This window comes from Pseudomonas sp. NFX71, from assembly GCF_048079215.1.
Classification (GTDB): Bacteria; Pseudomonadota; Gammaproteobacteria; order Pseudomonadales; family Pseudomonadaceae; genus Aquipseudomonas; species Aquipseudomonas fluorescens_B.
Map to the genome: position 1 here is coordinate 4,016,329 of NZ_CP182230.1, position 12,514 is coordinate 4,028,842.

The following is a 12,514-nucleotide window of genomic DNA, read 5'->3' on the forward strand; positions in this document are numbered from 1 at the left end:
ACTGTAGCTTAGCCTTTTGCCAGCAGCAGGCGAAAGCTTTGCGGGCCCGCCAGCATCAGTTCGCAACATTTGTCATGCAGAGTGCCCCGAAGGTGAAATTGCCGGCCTTCTGAAGCCTCAAGTCAGGTAGAATGCGCGCCCGGTTTTTGGAGAAGCTCATGACCCTGCTCAAATTCAGCGATGTGTCCCTTGCTTTCGGCGCTATGCCGTTGTTGGACAAGGTGTCCTGGCAGATCGCCCGTGGTGAGCGGGTGTGCATCATCGGCCGCAACGGCACTGGCAAGTCCAGCATGATGAAGCTCGTCAAGGGCGACCAGAAGCCCGATGAGGGCTCCGTCTGGCGCGCTCCCGGCCTCAAGATTGGCGAATTGCCGCAAGAATTGCCGGTAGCCGACGAGCGGACCGTGTTCGACGTGGTGGCTGAAGGCCTGGACGGTGTCGGCGAGCTGCTCGCGCAGTATCACCACCTGAGCCAGAACATCGTCACCGACGCCGACCTGGACAAACTGATGCACGTCCAGCACGACCTCGAAGCCCGTGACGGCTGGCGCTTGCAGCAACTGGTCGACAGCACGTTGAGCCGCCTGCAGTTGCCGGCCGACAAGACCCTGTCCCAGTTGTCCGGCGGCTGGCGTCGCCGCGTCCTGCTGGCGCAGGCGCTGGTGTCCGAACCGGATCTGCTGCTGCTCGACGAACCGACCAACCACCTGGACATCGGTGCAATTGCCTGGCTCGAAGAAGCGCTGAAGGATTTCCAGGGCGCCGTGCTGTTCATCACGCACGACCGTTCCTTCCTGCAGAACCTCGCGACCCGCATCCTCGAACTGGATCGCGGCGGCCTGATCGACTGGAACGGCGACTACGCCAGTTTCCTTGTGCACAAAGAAGCCTCGCTGGCCGCTGAAGAAACCGCCAACGCGCTGTTCGACAAAAAGCTGGCCCAGGAAGAAGTCTGGATCCGTCAGGGCATCAAGGCCCGTCGCACCCGTAACGAGGGCCGCGTTCGTGCCCTGAAAGCATTGCGCGTCGAGCGCAGCGAGCGTCGTGAGCGCACTGGCAAGGCCAACATTCAGTTGGACACCGCTGACAAGTCCGGCAAGCAGGTGATGGTCCTCGAGAACGTGAGCTTCGCTCACCCGGGCGGCCCGTTCCTGATCAAGGATTTCTCGATGGTCCTGACGCGCGGCGACCGTATCGGTCTGCTCGGCGCCAACGGTACCGGCAAGACCACGCTGTTGAAACTGATGCTCAGCGGCCTGCAACCGACCAGCGGCACAGTGGAAGAGGGCACGCGCATCGACGTGGCGTACTTCGATCAGTTGCGTCATCAGCTGGACCTGGAAAAGACCGTTATCGACAACGTGGCCGAAGGTCGCGACTTCATCGACATCGATGGTCAAAGCCGTCACGTGCTGAGCTACCTCGGCGACTTCCTGTTCAGCCCGCAGCGTGCCCGCACGCCGGTCAAGGCGCTGTCGGGTGGTGAGCGCGCTCGTCTGTTGCTGGCGAAACTGTTCAGCAAGCCAGCGAACCTGCTGGTCCTCGACGAACCGACCAACGACCTCGACGTGGAAACCCTCGAACTGCTGGAAGAGGTCTTGCTGACCTTCAACGGCACCGTGCTGATGGTCAGCCACGACCGGGCATTCCTCGACAACGTGGTGACCAGTACCCTGGTCTTCGAAGGTGAAGGCAAGGTTCGCGAATACGTCGGTGGTTACCAGGACTGGCTGCGCCAGGGCGGTTCGCCGCGGCTGCTGGGCGTGACCGAGAGCAAGTCCGGCAAGGCCGACCTGACGTCGGCGGTCGTGACGGCTGAGGCTGCACCCGTGGCGGCAGTGACCGAAGCGCCGGTGGCGAAGAAAAAGCTCAGCTACAAGTTGCAGCGTGAGCTGGAAATGTTGCCGGCTCAGATCGAGGCCATGGAGCAGCAGATTGCAATCGTTGAGGCCCAGATGGCCGATGCCGGTTTCTATCAGCGTCCTGCTGCCGAGACCGCCGCGGTGATCGCGCAATTGGAGCAGTTGCAGGCTGAGCTCGACGTCATGGTCGAGCGTTGGGCGGAGCTGGATGCCTGATTGATCCTGCGATAAAAAAGCCCGGCTTCACTGACGTGAATGCCGGGCTTTTTGTAGGAGGGGGGTCAGCTTTTGTTTTGCAGGCGCACCGCAAGCACATCGCAAGGCGCACCGTGCAGCACGTCGTTGGCGGTTGAACCCAGCAATAGCGCCAGACCGTGCCGGCCATGACTACCCACCACGATCAGGTCACAGGTCTGTTCCTTGGCCAGGTGATGAATCTCCTGGCGCGGCTGGCCGTAGGTCAGGTGACTGTATTCCTTGGAGAGCTCCGGGTACTTCACGATCAATCGGTCCAGTCGCTCCTTGGCCTGATCGAACTGCTGCTGTTGCAGTTGTGACAGGTCCATCGGCACGTCGCCGCCGAACGCCATGGCCATGGGCTCGACAATGTGCACCAGGGACAACTTCGCGCCATTGCTCACTGACAACTCGCGAGCACGGTGGATGACAGGGTCGCACTCTTCGGTCAGGTCTACAGCGACCAGAATGTGGTGGTAGGGCATGAGGTGCTCCTCCTGAGGATGCAATATTGATAAGTATGGCTGGTTTCAAGCGCGTTGTTTTCAAAGTGACTCAAAGCGCTCATCAAGAATCGGGAGTACAGATATGACGGTCTGGATAGTGGTGTCAATCCTGTTGGTGGTGCTGAGCCCGCTGGCATGGCTGCGACCGTCCCGTGGTCAGAGCGGGCGCATGGCCCTGCGCATGGAGGCGCGGCGCATCGGGCTGGCCATGCAACTGGCGCCTCAGGAGTGGCCGCACTGGCTCAGTCAGGAACCGCCGAGCCCCTGCGCGCAGTACCATCGACCGCGTCGCGGCAATCAGCCAGCGTGCTGGAGTTATTGGCAGAAGTCGCCGGGTGTGTGGGTGAATCAGTGGCAGGAAATCTGCGAGGATCAAACGCTGCTCAATCATTTCGAAAAATTGCCAGCCAACGTCTACAAGGTCGAAGCGGACAAGCAGATGATCACGTTGTATTGGGGCGAGAAGGGCGAAGCGACGGTTTTGCAACAAATCGATGCCACCCTCAAGGCATTGGCCTGAAACGCGTTCCTGCGTATCACGCGGAACACATCATCAGGCAATAAAAAGCCCGACATTCATCATCGGGCTGGAGTTGGCCAGGCAGGCCGGTAATTCGTTGTGGGCTGATCTTACGCCGGGCATTCGCCGACGCGTTCAATTTTTTTCCTCAATCTCACGCCCAACGTAGCCCTTTAAACAAAGGCTGCCGCGAATTAGGGCGACTTTTCTAACTATTGATTCTATGAATGGCTTCACATGCATCCGTGTGTTGCTGGTGCTCGTGGTACGGAAATGACCGGAAAGTCGCGTTTCAACCCGTATTTTGGGCGATTGACAATTGCCGGAAATTCCGTGAAGGTGGCGTACCCAAATCAAACGGGCGTATGAATCGGGCGTTTGCATTGCAGACCGCTCCTACAGAATCCCGACTATCGCGTTGGCGGGTGTGCCGGGTGGATTGGCGTAGCATCGACGATAAACGTCCCTGCCGAGCCATTCGCCTGCGTCCGACGTGTACTGTTCAGCTTCCATATCGTGGAGATCAGTTGATGATTTACGAAGGTAAAGCCATCACGGTTAAGGCTCTTGAAAGTGGCATCGTCGAATTGAAATTCGACCTCAAGGGTGAGTCCGTCAACAAGTTCAACCGTCTAACCCTGAACGAACTGCGTCAGGCCGTAGACGCCATCAAGGCAGATGCTTCGATCAAGGGTGTGATCGTCAGCAGCGGCAAGGACGTGTTCATCGTCGGCGCCGACATCACCGAATTCGTCGAGAACTTCAAGCTGCCTGATGCAGAGCTTGTTGCAGGCAACCTCGAAGCCAACAGGATTTTCAGCGATTTCGAAGACCTCAACGTCCCGACTGTCGCCGCCATCAACGGCATCGCCCTGGGTGGCGGTCTGGAAATGTGCCTGGCGGCGGACTACCGCGTCATGTCCGCTACCGCGAAAATCGGCCTGCCGGAAGTCAAGCTGGGTATCTACCCGGGCTTCGGCGGTACCGTGCGCCTGCCGCGCATCATCGGTGCCGACAACGCCATCGAGTGGATTGCCGCGGGTAAGGAAAACCGTGCTGAAGATGCGCTGAAAGTCGGCGCTGTCGACGCAGTGGTTGCTCCCGAGAAGCTGGCAGAAGCGGCTCTGAACCTGATCAAAGGCGCCATCTCCGGCGAATTCGATTACAAGGCCAAGCGTCAGCCAAAACTGGAAAAACTCAAGCTCAACGCCATCGAACAGATGATGTCGTTCGAAACCGCCAAAGGTTTCGTGGCCGGTCAGGCTGGCCCGAACTACCCGGCACCGGTCGAAGCGATCAAGACCATCCAGAAAGCCGCGAACTTCGGTCGCGACAAAGCGCTGGAAGTCGAAGCTGCAGGTTTCGTCAAACTGGCCAAGACCTCTGCCGCGCAGAGCTTGATCGGTCTGTTCCTGAACGATCAGGAACTGAAGAAAAAGGCCAAGGCCTACGACGAAATCGCCAGGGACGTGAAGCAGGCTGCCGTATTGGGCGCCGGCATCATGGGTGGCGGTATCGCCTATCAGTCGGCCTCCAAAGGTACGCCGATCCTGATGAAGGACATCAACGAGCATGGCATCGAGCAAGGCCTGGCTGAAGCCGCCAAGCTGCTGGTGAGCCGCGTTGATAAAGGTCGCATGACGGCGGCGAAAATGGCTGAAGTCCTCAACGGCATTCGTCCAACCCTGTCCTACGGTGACTTCGGTCACGTGGACCTGGTGGTCGAAGCGGTCGTCGAGAACCCGAAGGTCAAGCAAGCCGTTCTGGCCGAAGTCGAAGACAAGGTCAAAGAGGACACCATCCTCGCGTCCAACACCTCGACCATTTCCATCACCTTGCTGGCCAAGGCCCTCAAGCGTCCGGAAAACTTCGTCGGCATGCACTTCTTCAACCCGGTGCACATGATGCCGCTGGTGGAAGTGATTCGTGGCGAGAAGTCCAGCGAGCTGGCCGTTGCCACCACCGTTGCCTACGCCAAGAAAATGGGCAAGAACCCGATCGTCGTCAATGACTGCCCGGGCTTCCTGGTCAACCGCGTATTGTTCCCGTACTTCGGCGGTTTCGCCAAGCTGGTCAGCGCCGGTGTGGACTTCGTCCGTATCGACAAGGTCATGGAAAAATTCGGCTGGCCGATGGGCCCGGCGTACCTGATGGACGTGGTCGGCATCGACACCGGCCACCACGGTCGTGATGTGATGGCTGAAGGCTTCCCGGACCGCATGAAAGACGACCGTCGTTCGGCTGTCGACGTGCTTTACGAAGCCAAGCGCCTGGGCCAGAAGAATGGCAAGGGCTTCTACGCCTACGAGACTGACAAGAAGGGCAAGCAGAAGAAAGTCGCCGATCCGTCGGTGCTGGAAGTGCTCAAGCCGATCGTTTTCGAACAGCGCGACGTCACTGACGATGACATCATCAACTGGATGATGATCCCGCTGTGCCTGGAAACCGTGCGTTGCCTGGAAGACGGCATCGTCGAAACCGCTGCCGAAGCCGACATGGGCCTGGTCTACGGTATTGGTTTCCCTCCATTCCGTGGCGGTGCGCTGCGTTACATCGATTCGATCGGTGTGGCAGAGTTCGTTGCCCTGGCTGACCAGTACGCTGATTTGGGCGCGCTGTACCACCCGACCGCGAAGCTGCGCGAAATGGCCAAAAACGGCCAGAGCTTCTTCGGTTAAGCGCCCCCAACTAGAGTGAGAGTGAATATATGAGCTTGAATCCTAGAGACGTCGTGATTGTCGACTTCGGTCGTACTCCGATGGGCCGCTCCAAGGGCGGCATGCACCGCAACACCCGCGCTGAAGACATGTCGGCGCACCTGATCAGCAAATTGCTGGAACGCAACGTCAAGGTCGACCCGAACGAAGTCGAAGACGTGATCTGGGGCTGTGTGAACCAGACCCTGGAGCAGGGCTGGAACATCGCCCGCATGGCGTCCCTGATGACTCAGATCCCGCACACCGCTGCCGGCCAGACCGTCAGCCGCCTGTGCGGTTCGTCGATGAGCGCACTGCACACGGCTGCGCAAGCGATCATGACCGGCAACGGTGACGTGTTCGTGGTTGGCGGCGTCGAGCACATGGGCCACGTGAGCATGATGCACGGTGTCGATCCGAACCCGCACATGTCCCTGTACGCGGCGAAAGCCTCGGGCATGATGGGCCTGACCGCTGAAATGCTGGGCAAAATGCACGGCATCACTCGCGAACAACAGGACGCTTTCGGCGTGCGCTCCCACCAACTCGCTCACAAGGCGACCGTGGAAGGCAAGTTCAAAGACGAAATCATCCCGATGCAGGGCTACGACGAGAACGGTTTCCTGAAACTGTTCGACTACGACGAAACCATTCGTCCGGAAACCACCCTGGAAAGCCTGGCGGCATTGAAGCCAGCGTTCAACCCGAAGGGCGGCACCGTGACGGCCGGTACTTCGTCGCAGATCACCGACGGTGCTTCATGCATGATCGTGATGTCGGCGCAGCGTGCACAGGACCTGGGCATCCAGCCTCTGGCGGTGATTCGCTCGATGGCAGTGGCAGGTGTGGATCCGGCGATCATGGGCTATGGTCCAGTACCGGCGACACAGAAAGCACTGAAGCGCGCGGGCCTTGGCATCAACGATATCGACTTCTTCGAGCTCAACGAAGCTTTCGCCGCGCAGGCCCTGCCAGTGCTGAAAGATCTGAAAGTGCTCGACAAGATGAACGAGAAGGTTAACCTGCACGGCGGCGCGATCGCCCTGGGTCATCCGTTCGGCTGCTCCGGTGCGCGTATCTCCGGCACTTTGCTGAACGTGATGAAGCAAAATGGCGGCACCTTCGGGGTAGCCACCATGTGCATTGGTCTCGGCCAAGGCATCTCCACCGTCTTCGAACGCGTTTAAGCGTTTCGTTGACGGAAGCCGGGGCCAAGTGCCCCGGTTTTTGTTTTTCCGGATTTATTTTTGTTTTTATTTTGAAAAGATTTGAGTGAGGGCCAAACCATGCCGATACAACCTGGGCTCTACCAACATTACAAAGGTCCGCAGTACCGCGTATTCAGCATTGCGCGGCATTCGGAAACCGAAGAAGAAGTGGTCTTCTACCAAGCCCTGTATGGCGATTACGGCTTTTGGGTGCGTCCCTTGAGCATGTTCCTGGAGTCGGTCGAGGTTGACGGCGAACAGGTGCCACGCTTTGCTTTGGTGCAAGCCGAACCGAGCCTTTTTTCGAAGGCATAAGCTGAGATCGCGCACAACCCTGCGCTTGACCTCACCTTGTAGCCACTATATATAGCGGTGCCGCGTCAGGCGCCAACCGCCTTTCACTTCTAGAATTCAGGAATTTTCTGATCCATGGGCAAATCGCTGGTCATTGTGGAATCCCCGGCTAAGGCCAAGACCATCAACAAGTATCTGGGTAACCAATACGTGGTGAAGTCGAGTATCGGCCATATCCGAGACCTGCCCACCAGCGGTTCGGCTAGCGCCAGCAAAGAGCCAGCCGCCAAGCGCGGCAAGGCTGCCGCGGGCGAAGGTCCGGTGCTCACGCCGAAAGAGAAAGCGCGCAAGCAGCTGGTCTCTCGCATGGGTGTCGATCCCGATCATGGCTGGAAAGCCAAGTACGAGATCCTCCCGGGCAAGGAAAAGGTTATCGAAGAGCTGCGCCGGCTCGCCAAGGATGCTGACACCATCTATCTCGCAACCGACTTGGATCGCGAGGGGGAAGCCATTGCCTGGCACCTGCGCGAAGCCATCGGGGGTGACGACAGCCGCTACAAGCGCGTGGTGTTCAACGAAATTACCAAGAAGGCGATTCAGGAAGCCTTCTCCAAGCCGGGCGAGCTGGACATCGATCGTGTAAATGCCCAGCAGGCGCGTCGTTTCCTCGACCGCGTGGTGGGTTACATGGTTTCGCCGCTGCTGTGGGCAAAGATCGCCCGTGGCTTGTCCGCCGGTCGTGTGCAATCGGTTGCCGTGAAGCTGGTGGTCGAGCGTGAACGCGAAATACGTGCGTTCAACCCGGAAGAGTACTGGGAAGTCCACGCTGACCTCGGCACCGCGAAGGGCGCCACCGTGCGCTTCGACGTGGCTCGTGAGAAAGGCGAGGCGTTCAAACCGTTGAACGAAGCCCAGGCCATGGCCGCGCTGGAGAAGCTCAAGGCCTCCAGCTACAGCATCGTCAAACGCGAAGACAAGCCGACCAGTAGCAAGCCGTCGGCGCCGTTCATCACATCCACCCTGCAACAGGCCGCGAGCAACCGCCTGGGCTTCGGTGTGAAGAAAACCATGATGATGGCCCAGCGTTTGTACGAAGCCGGCTACATCACGTATATGCGTACCGACTCCACCAACCTCTCGGCTGATGCCGTGACGATGGCGCGTACCTATATTGAAGGCGAGTTCGGCAAGAAGTACCTGCCGGAAACCCCGAACGTCTACAGCAGCAAGGAAGGCGCACAAGAGGCTCACGAAGCGATTCGTCCGTCCGACGCCAACACCGAGCCAAGCAAGCTGTCGGGCATGGAGCGCGATGCAGAGCGGCTCTACGAGCTGATCTGGCGCCAGTTCCTCGCCTGCCAGATGTTGCCGGCCCAATACTTGTCGACCACGGTCACTGTCGGTGCCGGGGATTTCGAGCTGCGCGCCAAGGGCCGCATCCTCAAGTTCGACGGTTACACCCGCGTCATGCCGCAAATCGCCAAGCCTGGCGATGACGACGTGCTGCCGGACATGGCCCAGGGCGACGTGATGAAGCTGATCAAGCTTGATCCGACCCAGCACTTCACCAAGCCGCCGGCGCGTTACTCGGAAGCGAGCCTGGTGAAAGAAATGGAAAAACGAGGCATCGGTCGTCCTTCGACCTATGCTGCGATCATTTCGACCATCCAGGACCGCGGGTATGTAGCGCTGCACAACCGTCGTTTCTATTCGGAAAAGATGGGTGACATCGTCACCGAGCGTCTGTCCGAGAGCTTCTCCAATCTCATGGACTACGGCTTCACCGCCGGCATGGAAGAGAACCTCGATGACGTGGCCCAGGGCGAACGCGACTGGAAAAACGTGCTGGACGAGTTCTACGGCGACTTCAAGAAAAAACTCGAAGTAGCCGAAAGCGCCGAAAACGGCATGCGTGCCAACCAGCCGGTGATGACTGACATTCCGTGCCTGACCTGTGGCCGACCGATGCAGATTCGTACCGCATCGACTGGCGTATTCCTCGGTTGCTCGGGTTACAGCCTGCCGCCGAAAGAACGCTGCAAGGCCACCGTCAACCTGGTGCCGGGCGACGAGATCGCGGCGGACGACGAGGGTGAATCGGAGTCGCTGGTTCTGCGCGGCAAGCATCGTTGCCCTATCTGCAGCACCGCGATGGACGCTTACTTGCTCGACGAGAAGCGCAAGTTGCACATCTGCGGCAACAACCCGGATTGCGACGGCTACGAAATCGAAGAGGGCACCTATCGCATCAAGGGCTATGAAGGTCCGAGCCTGGAATGCGACAAGTGTGGCAGCGAGATGCAACTCAAGACTGGCCGTTTCGGCAAGTTCTTCGGTTGCACCAACCCGACGTGCAAGAACACCCGCAAACTGCTGAAAAGCGGTGACGCGGCGCCGCCGAAGATGGACCCGGTGAAGATGCCTGAGCTGAAATGCGAAAAGGTCAACGACACCTACATCCTGCGCGACGGTGCTTCCGGGCTGTTCCTGGCGGCGAGCCAGTTCCCGAAAAACCGCGAGACCCGTGCTCCGCTGGTCATGGAAATCGTGCCGCACAAGGATGAGATCGATCCGAAGTATCATTTCCTCTGTGAAGCGCCGAAGAAAGACCCGGACGGCCTCCCGGCAGTAATCCGTTACAGCCGCAAAACCAAAGAGCAGTACGTTCAGACCGAAGTCGACGGTAAGCCGACCGGGTGGAAGGCGTACTACGATGGCGGCAAGTGGACAGTTGAAGACAAGCGTCCAGCAGCCAAAGCATAAAAGCCACAGGCACAAAAAGGCCGCATGACAACCCTCGGGTTTTCATGCGGCCTTTTTGTTTTGGGCTTGCGGTGAGCTTGGGTGATCCACGACACTGTCTGACCTGCGTGAAGCAATTATTTCGTTGTGGAGGCTGCCGTCATGGCCCACGAACTCTATACCCGTACCAACCAGAAGATTTATTTCGCCGGCCTGTCGCTTGAGGCGCTCGCGAAGGCCGAAGAGGGGCGGGCGATGAATTCCCTGGCGCTGATTCAGGCCGGGCGCGAATCGGCATTGTTTCACTTGTACGGCGCGTTGCTGGGGCTGTGTCATGAAATCGCTGGTTTCTATCGCTTGCCGCAGGCCAATGCGCCTCGGGCGGAAATGCTGCTGACCCGGGAAGTGCTTGAGGCCATCGCCATTCCTGAAATGGCCGAGATGGTCGAGTTGGCGCAGAACCCCGAAACCTGGCTGGCCAAGCTACTGTCAGCGCATGCGGCGCTGTTTCAGCCGCCCCGCGCTCCGCACAAACCCAAAGGCGACGTGACACAGCCGTTGATCCTGGCCGTTAATCTTGATGAAGAGGACGCGCCCGAAGAGTTGAGCCGGGAAGAACTGGAGGGTTGGCGTCAGAACCTCAAAGGTCTGGCGATCCGGTTTCGCGAAGGCTTGAACGAGTGCTGAGGGATTGAGTGTTCGATGGACGGATGCGAGAGACTGTCCGTTCAGGGATGAGCGTGCTGTCAGAAATTTCTCTTCCTAGTGGCATCTGGTCAAGATCCCGAGCGAAGCCTGGCCGATGCCTATATAATCCCCGCCTTTCGTGGAGAACAGACCTTTATGCCAACGTCCTTTCTAGAAATTGTCGAGTTACCAGACGGCCGAATCGAGCTGCGCAGGGCTGAGGACGAGGGTTCTCTGGTTACTTTGGATTTCTCCGAGGATGCCAAGGCGTTCCTGCAAGGCCAGCACGTGGAAGTCGCCAAGGCGATGTTGAGCGTGGGTGTTCAGATGGCTGGTCGCCTGGTTGAAGGCGATTTCAATACCGATGAGAGTGCTCGGGTTCTTCATTGATCCCCGTTCGTCGCATTTAACTGATACCGCTATTGATCGGCTTCTCTGTCCCTGGAGAAGCCCCGCATTGCTCAGCTCACTCTTCGTTCAGCCCAGTCGAATATTCAGGCTTTGTGCGTCCCCGGTCCGGGCGGCGCTGATCAACTGTTGCCGTGACGTGGTGCTCAACGGGTTGAGCCAACTGACGACGGTGTGGCTGCGACCCAGGCGCAAGGCTTCGCAGGTCAGCTGTTGTGCGCTTTGGGTGCCGCGCGGTTGCAGCAGCAAAATACGTTCACGATTCAGGCCGGCTTCTCGCAGCCAGGTTTGTGTCAGGCTGGCGGGCGGGGCGATCAGTGTCAGCCAGCGCGCATCCTGATCCTCGCTCAACTCCCTGAGGATCGGTGCCAGAAGGCTCAGGCAGTTCCCGGCCGCACCACGCAGTGACAGCTCACTGAAAACTTCGGGTTCGGCGCTCCAGGGCGACTCGACCACGTCGTTCAGAATCGGTGCCATCGGCTGCACCATGAAAGCCTCGAACAACGGCAGTTGGGCTTGCTGTGATGTGTGTGGGAACTGCATAAAGCCTCCTTTAGCGGCGAATGACGCCGACACTCAAGCCTTCGATCACCAGCTCCTGATCTTTCAGGTTCACTTCGATAGGGGCGAATTCAGGGTTCTCGGCAATCAGCCAGACTTTGCTGCCGTCACGCTTGAAGCGTTTGACTGTCACTTCGTCACCGATACGCGCCACCACGATCTGGCCGTTGCGGGCTTCGCGGGTGGTATGGACGGCCAACAGGTCGCCATCGAAAATTCCCACATCCTTCATGCTCATGCCATGAACTCGCAGTAAATAGTCAGCACGAGGATGGAAGAACGCAGGATTAATGTTGCAGGACTCTTCGATGTGCTGCTGGGCAAGGATCGGCGCACCGGCAGCGACCCGGCCAATGATTGGCAGGGTGGACTCGTCTGCCTTGGCTTCGAAGCCGGGGATGCGGATGCCGCGGGAGGCGCCTGGCGTCATCTCGATGGCGCCTTTGCGAGCCAGTGCCTTGAGGTGTTCTTCTGCCGCATTGGGCGACTTGAAACCCAGTTCCTGAGCGATTTCCGCGCGGGTCGGCGGGTAGCCGTTGTCTTCCAGGCAGCGTTTGATGAAGGCCAGAATCTCGGCTTGGCGTGGCGTCAGCTTTAGCATATTGATCGCTCTGTCTTTTTATACAGTGACTGGGATTATATACAGTGAAAGCATCTTGGCAATGCCCCATTTTTTTCCGGCCGCCGGACGGTCATTCAGCGTGCTGATTAACACGGCGCAGATGTATGGTTAAATAGCTGACCGAGCATTCCCGAAACGAACCGGCAGGCTTGACAAGGCCAGGGTTGAAAC

11 protein-coding genes are annotated in these 12,514 nt (G+C 58.7%); 8 read left to right on the top strand and 3 right to left on the bottom strand.

The window, feature by feature from the left end:
• The first annotated feature begins 158 nt into the window (after positions 1-158).
• Entirely contained in the window at positions 159-2,078 is a 1,920-nt protein-coding gene (locus ACM1ZW_RS18565; protein ID WP_017337553.1) for an ATP-binding cassette domain-containing protein, read from the top strand.
• 65 nt (positions 2,079-2,143) lie between these two features.
• On the opposite strand, the gene ACM1ZW_RS18570 is transcribed toward ACM1ZW_RS18565, so the two are convergent.
• On the bottom strand, positions 2,144-2,584 hold the full coding sequence (locus ACM1ZW_RS18570; protein WP_414884700.1) for a universal stress protein: 441 nt from the start codon (positions 2,582-2,584) through the stop codon (positions 2,144-2,146).
• 103 nt (positions 2,585-2,687) lie between these two features.
• Between ACM1ZW_RS18570 and ACM1ZW_RS18575 the strand changes: the two genes are divergently transcribed.
• The 7 genes from ACM1ZW_RS18575 to ACM1ZW_RS18605 all read left to right on the top strand — a co-directional run bounded on the left by ACM1ZW_RS18575 (position 2,688) and on the right by ACM1ZW_RS18605 (position 11,142).
• Entirely contained in the window at positions 2,688-3,125 is a 438-nt protein-coding gene (locus tag ACM1ZW_RS18575) for a hypothetical protein (RefSeq protein ID WP_416739005.1), read from the top strand.
• 530 nt (positions 3,126-3,655) lie between these two features.
• Positions 3,656-5,803, top strand: coding sequence for a fatty acid oxidation complex subunit alpha FadB (gene fadB / locus ACM1ZW_RS18580; RefSeq protein ID WP_416739006.1), 2,148 nt, complete (start codon positions 3,656-3,658; stop codon positions 5,801-5,803).
• Positions 5,804-5,832: 29 nt separating this feature from the next.
• Complete coding sequence (gene fadA, locus ACM1ZW_RS18585) at positions 5,833-7,008, top strand: acetyl-CoA C-acyltransferase FadA (protein WP_008028488.1); 1,176 nt, start codon at positions 5,833-5,835, stop codon at positions 7,006-7,008.
• A gap of 99 nt (positions 7,009-7,107) precedes the next feature.
• On the top strand, positions 7,108-7,344 hold the full coding sequence (locus ACM1ZW_RS18590) for a DUF1653 domain-containing protein (protein ID WP_017337558.1): 237 nt from the start codon (positions 7,108-7,110) through the stop codon (positions 7,342-7,344).
• A 114-nt stretch (positions 7,345-7,458) separates the two neighbouring features.
• Positions 7,459-10,086, top strand: coding sequence for a type I DNA topoisomerase (gene topA, locus ACM1ZW_RS18595; protein ID WP_017337559.1), 2,628 nt, complete (start codon positions 7,459-7,461; stop codon positions 10,084-10,086).
• 141 nt (positions 10,087-10,227) lie between these two features.
• Positions 10,228-10,752 (top strand): DUF6586 family protein, encoded by a 525-nt coding sequence (locus tag ACM1ZW_RS18600; protein ID WP_017337560.1) that lies wholly within the window; start codon positions 10,228-10,230, stop codon positions 10,750-10,752.
• Positions 10,753-10,908: 156 nt separating this feature from the next.
• A complete protein-coding gene (locus ACM1ZW_RS18605) occupies positions 10,909-11,142 on the top strand; it encodes a hypothetical protein (RefSeq protein ID WP_214381987.1) in 234 nt (77 codons plus the stop codon).
• An 87-nt stretch (positions 11,143-11,229) separates the two neighbouring features.
• Here ACM1ZW_RS18605 and sulA read toward each other — a convergent pair whose 3' ends face one another.
• Both sulA and lexA read right to left on the bottom strand, forming a co-directional pair.
• Positions 11,230-11,703: an SOS-induced cell division inhibitor SulA gene (gene sulA / locus ACM1ZW_RS18610; protein WP_416739007.1), complete on the bottom strand. Its 474-nt coding sequence runs from the start codon at positions 11,701-11,703 to the stop codon at positions 11,230-11,232.
• A gap of 10 nt (positions 11,704-11,713) precedes the next feature.
• The gene (gene lexA, locus ACM1ZW_RS18615) at positions 11,714-12,322 is read right to left on the bottom strand and encodes a transcriptional repressor LexA (RefSeq protein ID WP_007944149.1); all 609 of its coding nucleotides are present in this window, start codon (positions 12,320-12,322) and stop codon (positions 11,714-11,716) included.
• Positions 12,323-12,514 lie beyond the last annotated feature (192 nt).

Coding starts and splice junctions, on each gene's coding strand:
- ACM1ZW_RS18565 (WP_017337553.1), top strand. CDS start 159: ATGACCCTGCTCAAATTCAGCGATGTGTCCCTTGCTTTCGGCGCTATG.
- ACM1ZW_RS18570 (WP_414884700.1), bottom strand. CDS start 2,584: ATGCCCTACCACCACATTCTGGTCGCTGTAGACCTGACCGAAGAGTGC.
- ACM1ZW_RS18575 (WP_416739005.1), top strand. CDS start 2,688: ATGACGGTCTGGATAGTGGTGTCAATCCTGTTGGTGGTGCTGAGCCCG.
- fadB (WP_416739006.1), top strand. CDS start 3,656: ATGATTTACGAAGGTAAAGCCATCACGGTTAAGGCTCTTGAAAGTGGC.
- fadA (WP_008028488.1), top strand. CDS start 5,833: ATGAGCTTGAATCCTAGAGACGTCGTGATTGTCGACTTCGGTCGTACT.
- ACM1ZW_RS18590 (WP_017337558.1), top strand. CDS start 7,108: ATGCCGATACAACCTGGGCTCTACCAACATTACAAAGGTCCGCAGTAC.
- topA (WP_017337559.1), top strand. CDS start 7,459: ATGGGCAAATCGCTGGTCATTGTGGAATCCCCGGCTAAGGCCAAGACC.
- ACM1ZW_RS18600 (WP_017337560.1), top strand. CDS start 10,228: ATGGCCCACGAACTCTATACCCGTACCAACCAGAAGATTTATTTCGCC.
- ACM1ZW_RS18605 (WP_214381987.1), top strand. CDS start 10,909: ATGCCAACGTCCTTTCTAGAAATTGTCGAGTTACCAGACGGCCGAATC.
- sulA (WP_416739007.1), bottom strand. CDS start 11,703: ATGCAGTTCCCACACACATCACAGCAAGCCCAACTGCCGTTGTTCGAG.
- lexA (WP_007944149.1), bottom strand. CDS start 12,322: ATGCTAAAGCTGACGCCACGCCAAGCCGAGATTCTGGCCTTCATCAAA.